Here is a 5,268-nt window from a genome sequence, read left to right as displayed (position 1 = left end):
GCGACGCTCCCTGGCTTCGATCGCCGTGCGCGCAGGTGCGTCGCGCGCCGCGCGTTCGATCAGCACGATCACGTCGTCGTGCGGCCCGGGCAGCGGCGTACCGCGCACGATCGAGGGCGGCGGCATGTCGTCGAGCAGGCGCGCGACCGGTTCGTCGGCCGCGCACGCGGCGAACGTGTCGAGCCAGTCCATGAAGCTTTGCGCGTACGCCGCCAGCGTGTGGGCGTCGTACGCATTCGGATTGGCCTCGAGCGTCAGGTGCCACGCGCCGCCGCGCACGGCGAGCGTCACGTTCAGGTCCTTCACCGGCCCGCCGTTCACCGCGCGCGTATCGCTCGCCAGCCCGCGAAGCGCGACCTGCCGCTCGAACGGCATCACGTTGACGGCCTGGTTGAACAGGAACACGTTGCGCTCGAGCAGGCCCAGATCGCCGCGAATCCAGCCGTACCGGTAATACAGGTGCGGCCGGATCGCGCGCAGCTGATCCGAACAGGCACGCGCGAGATCGCGTGGCGAATGGCCCGCGTCGACATGCACGCGAAACGGCACGATGTTCATCGCCATGCACGGCACGCCGAGCGCCGGCGTGCCGAGCCGGTTCATTACCGGCAACCCGAACGTCAGGTCGCGCTGCCCGCCCTGTCTTGCCAGCCAGATCCCGGTCGCGCACAGCAGCCACGCGTTCCAGTCGACGCCCGCGTGCGCCGCGGCGTCCCTGAGCCGGGCCAGCCGGCCGCCGTCGACCACGCGCGTGGCCCGCGACGCATCGGGCGCCACGTCCTGCTTCGGCGCGAGCGCGAGCGGCGCGGGCAGATCGCGCAAGTATGTGCTCCAGAACGCGCGATCGGCGTCGAAGCCGCCGTTCGCGCGATAGCCCGCCTCGGCTTCGACCACGCGATCCACACGCCAGTCGGGCAATTCCGGCACGGGCGCATTGCCGACATGCGCGTTGTAGCGCGCCGCAACGGCTTGCTGCAGCAAGCCGTAACCGAAGCCGTCCAGCGCGATGTGATGAACCTGCAGATACCACCAGTGCCGCGTCGGCGACAGCCGCAACAGCGTCGTGCGATACAGCGCATCGGACGTGACATCGCAGCACACCGACAGCGAGGCCTTCATCCAGTCGCGCGCTGCCTGCTCGGGATCCGCCTGCATCGACAGGTCCACGAGCGGCAGTCGCGTAGCCGGCGCGCGGCGAGATTGCCAAAGCGTATCGTCGGCCCACACGAAACGCATGTGGAGTGCGTCGGCATGATCGAACACCGCTTCGACGCTTCCGGTGAGCGCGGCAACGTCGAGCGTGCCGTCAAGTTCGATGATTTCGGCCGTCAGGTAGCCCGGATCGTCGGGATCGACCTGTTGCGCGACCCAGATTCCGTATTGCGCGGATGTCGCGCGTATCGGTCGTTCCATCGGTCGTTCTTCGAGTTGCATGAATGGAGATATCGCGAATGAGCGTTGAACCGGAATGGCAGGCGGTCAGTCGGCCTGCTGCCACGCAATCACGAGTTCGCGATTGCGCGACATCAGCACCAGGTGCTCGTCCATCACGTACTGGATCTGCGCGAGCTTGTCGGCCGAATCGGCTTCGCAGCGCATCCGCAGCCGATCGTCGGTCCGCTGCATCCGGCAGGTGCCGTACGGAAAGTCGACGGTCGCACGGTGCGCGTCGAACACGACGGGCACCTTGATCGCGTAGTGCTTGCACAGCTTGAACAGCACGCGATCGGCTTGCGCCAGCGTGACTTCCGCCGTGCTGGCGAACGGCGCCGGCCGGGTGCCGGGCATGTCGTGCCCGGTCATGCGGGCACCGGCGCGGTGCGTTGCAGCAGGCGCGCCCACGCCCCCAGCGTCGGCTGTTCGGCGAGCTGCACGAACGTCACGTCGTGCCCGTCGGCTCGCCATTGCTCGACGAACGTCATCATGCGAATCGAATCGACACCGCAATCGACGAGGTTGGCGTCCGCGCTCAGCGTCTCGGCCGGAACGCGCAGGCTCCCGGCGACCAGCCGCGCGATGTCGTCGAGGGTCGGCGTCGCGGGATCGTCATGGGTGGCACGGACGAGCGTGTCGACCGACACGACGCTGCCACAGCGTCCCGCGACGTAATCGAGTGCCATCCGGTGCTCGCGCTCCGAGAAATCCGCGAGCGCATCGCCGACGAAGAACGGCTTGATGTCGCGCATGAACGCGTCGCACGCAGTCATCAGGCAGCCGATGTGCGCGTAGATCCCGCAGATCGCGAGCTGGTCGCGCCCCTGTGTGCGCAGCCGGGTGTCGAGGTCCGAGCGCCGGAATGCGCTGTAGCGCCACTTGTCGAGCACCGTGTCGCCGGGCGCCGGTGCGACGATCTCGCTGATCGCCGCGCGCGCCGGCTGCGCGGTCAGTCCCGGGCCCCACATGTCGGTCAGGAGCGCGCGATCCGCCGGCGCCTGGGTCGCCGGCTGCGCGGTGTAGTAAACGGGCATCCCCGTCGCATGCGCGAAATCGATCAGGCGCCGCACGCCGGTCAGCAACGACGGCACCGGCGCCGCGCCGCGATCGTAGAAGTCGAGGAAATAGTCCTGCATGTCGTGCACGAGCAGCGCCGCACGCCGCGGATCGAACGGCCAGGTCACGCGGTTGGCCGGCAGGTCGGCCGGCATCGGATAGGAAGCGATTTTCGGAATGGCCATGTTGAAAATGGGTCGTGAAACTTCGTCAAAATGAATGGATTCGGGATGGCCGCTGCGCCGGGGGTCAGGCAGGCACGTCGGCCAGGCAATCGGCGATGCGTTGCCGCAACGCCCGCTTGTCGATCTTGCCCACCGGCGTCTTGGGGAACGCATCGACGAACTCGATCCGGTCCGGCACCTTGTAGGTCGCAACGCCCTGCTCGCGCACGAACCGCACGAGGTCCGCCGCGCTCGGCGCCGTGGTGCCGCGAATCACGTAGGCACAACTGCGCTCGCCGAGATACGGATCCGGCATCGGCACGAGTGCCGCGTCGGCAACGCCGGGATGCGCCAGCAGCAGGTGCTCGATCTCCTCCGCGGGAATCTTCTCGCCGCCCCGATTGATCTGGTCCTTCGCGCGCCCCTCGACGACGAGATAGCCGTCGTCGGTCATGCGCACGCGATCGCCGGTGCGATAGAAGCCGTCCGCCGTGAACGCGCGCGCGTTGTGCGCCGGCGCGTCGTAATAGCCGCGGATCGTGTACGGGCCACGCGTCAGCAGGTGGCCGACCTGTCCCGGCCCGACCGGACGATCGTCGTCGTCGACCACGAGAATCTCGTCGTCCGGCGAGATCGGCCGCCCCTGCGTGGCGATCACGACGTCGCGCGGATCGCCCAACCGCGTGTAGTTGACGAGCCCCTCCGCCATCCCGAATACCTGCTGGAGTTGTGCGTCGAAGCCGTCCGCCGCGCGCGCGGCCAGTGCCGGATCGAATCGCGCCCCGCCGACCTGCACGAGTTCGAGACTCGCCGGCGCGCCACCGCGCCGCGCCGCGGCGTTCAGCCACACGAGCACGAGCGGCGGCACGAGCGCGACCACGGTGACGCGTTCACGTTCGATCAGATCGAACGCCACGTCGGGGCTGGCGCTGTCGCACAGCACGACCGTGCCGCCCGCGTCGAAGACACCGAGCGAGCCCGGCGAGCTGAGCGCGTAGTTGTGCGCGGCCGGCAGCGCGGCAAAATAGACGGTGCGTTCGCTCAGCCCGCAGATGCGTGCACTCTCGCGCACGCTGTACAGATAATCGTCGTGCGTGCGCGGGATCAACTTCGGCGTGCCCGTACTGCCGCCCGACAACTGCAGGAACGCCACCTCGTGCGCGGCCGGCCCCGGCGGCAATGCGACGTCCGGTGCATCGGGCAAATCGAGCCCCGCGTTGCCCGGCGTCGTGAACAGCACGTGCTTCAGCGTCGACACGTCGGCCTGCACGTCGCGCGCGAGCGACCGGTAGTCGAAGCCGTCGTGAGCGGGCGCCGCGATATAGGCGACCGCGCCCGCGTGCTGACAGAAGAAGCCGATCTCGCGACGCCGGTGCGCGGGCAATGCAAAGACCGGCAACGCGCCGATGCGGAACAAGGCGAACGTCGTCGCAAAAAAGGCCGCGCAGTTCGGCAGTTGCAACACCACGCGATCGCCTGGCGCGATGCCCGCCGCGCTCAGCGCGCGCGCCAGGCGCTGCACTTCGAGCGCAAGCGTCCGGTACGACCAGCGCAGATCGCCCTGCACGAGCGCCGTCCGTGTGCCGAATTGCGCGACGCGCGCATCGAACCACCGGGCGAAGGATTCGCCGCGCCAATAGCCCTTTTGCCGATACGTGTCGGCCAGCGCGGCCGGCCACGGCGTGCCGTGCACGATCGTCATGCCGCCTCCCGGGCACCGCCCGATGCGACGTCGTGGCGAATCCCCAGCGCATCGAGCATCGTCCTGAACTTGGCCGCCGTTTCGGCCCGTTCGCCGTCGGGTGTCGACTCGGCAACGACACCCGCCCCCGCATAGAGCCGCAGCGTGCGATCGAACGCTTGCGCGCAGCGGATCGTCACGATCCATTCACCGTCGCCGCGCGCATCGACCCAGCCGAGCATCCCCGCGTAAAACCCGCGGTCGAACGGCTCGGCCGCGCGAATGCACGTGCGGGCCGCGTCACGCGGCGCACCGCAGACCGCGGGCGTCGGATGCAGCGCCAGCGCGAGCGTCAACGCGTCGGCCTGCGTTTCGCCACGCACTTCGGTGGACAGGTGCCACATCGTTTCGGTGTGCATCAGCGACGGGCGTGCCGGCACGTCGAGATGCCGGCAGTACGGCGCGAGGCTGTCGCGCACCGCCTCGACGACGACCCGGTGCTCGTCGAGATCCTTGGCCGAATCCAGCAGCGCCTCCGCGCGACGGCGGTCCTCGACGGGGTCGCAGCTGCGCGGCGCGGAGCCGGCCAGCGGATTCGCGCGCACGATGCCGCCGAAGCGGTTCACGAGCAGCTCCGGGCTCGCGCCGAGCAGCGTGCGTCCCTCGCCGAGATCGACCGAGAACGTATAGCCGTGCGGATTGCGCGCCGCGAGACGCGCGACGAGCGGCGCAACCTCGACCGGCTGCTCACCGTCGACTTCCAGCGTGCGCGCCAGCACGACTTTGTCGAGCTCGCCCGCGCGAATGCGCGCGACCGCGTGCGCCACGGCATCGGCATAGGCATCTGCCGCCGGCACCTCGCGCGTCGCATAGCGCAGTCCGGACGGTTCGGGCGCCTGCGACGCGCGAGGTGCCGGAGATCGGAAGAGCACA

General features: G+C 69.2%; 5 protein-coding genes. All 5 read right to left on the bottom strand.

Annotation, left to right across the window (positions count from 1 at the left end; genetic code table 11):
* Positions 1 to 1,413 (bottom strand): condensation domain-containing protein (locus G3N99_RS34130; RefSeq protein WP_241011999.1); only part of this gene is annotated, 1,413 nt, incomplete at its 3' end.
* Positions 1,414 to 1,479: 66 nt separating this feature from the next.
* A complete protein-coding gene (locus G3N99_RS34125; protein ID WP_241011998.1) occupies positions 1,480 to 1,803 on the bottom strand; it encodes a DUF2218 domain-containing protein in 324 nt (107 codons plus the stop codon).
* The gene (locus G3N99_RS34120) at positions 1,800 to 2,675 is read right to left on the bottom strand and encodes an isochorismatase family protein (RefSeq protein ID WP_206124571.1); all 876 of its coding nucleotides are present in this window, start codon (positions 2,673 to 2,675) and stop codon (positions 1,800 to 1,802) included. The genes G3N99_RS34125 and G3N99_RS34120 overlap by 4 nt, the downstream gene beginning before the upstream one ends.
* A 64-nt stretch (positions 2,676 to 2,739) precedes the next feature.
* The gene (locus G3N99_RS34115; RefSeq protein ID WP_206124570.1) at positions 2,740 to 4,356 is read right to left on the bottom strand and encodes a (2,3-dihydroxybenzoyl)adenylate synthase; all 1,617 of its coding nucleotides are present in this window, start codon (positions 4,354 to 4,356) and stop codon (positions 2,740 to 2,742) included.
* Positions 4,353 to 5,268: isochorismate synthase (locus tag G3N99_RS34110; RefSeq protein WP_206124569.1), on the bottom strand; the 916-nt coding region annotated here is incomplete at its 5' end. The genes G3N99_RS34115 and G3N99_RS34110, both read right to left, overlap by 4 nt.

The sequence above is a fragment of the Burkholderia sp. Ac-20392 genome (assembly GCF_017104585.1).
In the GTDB taxonomy this organism is placed as follows: domain Bacteria; phylum Pseudomonadota; class Gammaproteobacteria; order Burkholderiales; family Burkholderiaceae; genus Burkholderia; species Burkholderia lata.
Note: the sequence above shows the minus strand (reverse complement) of the source record. Positions and strands in the feature narration are given on the sequence as shown.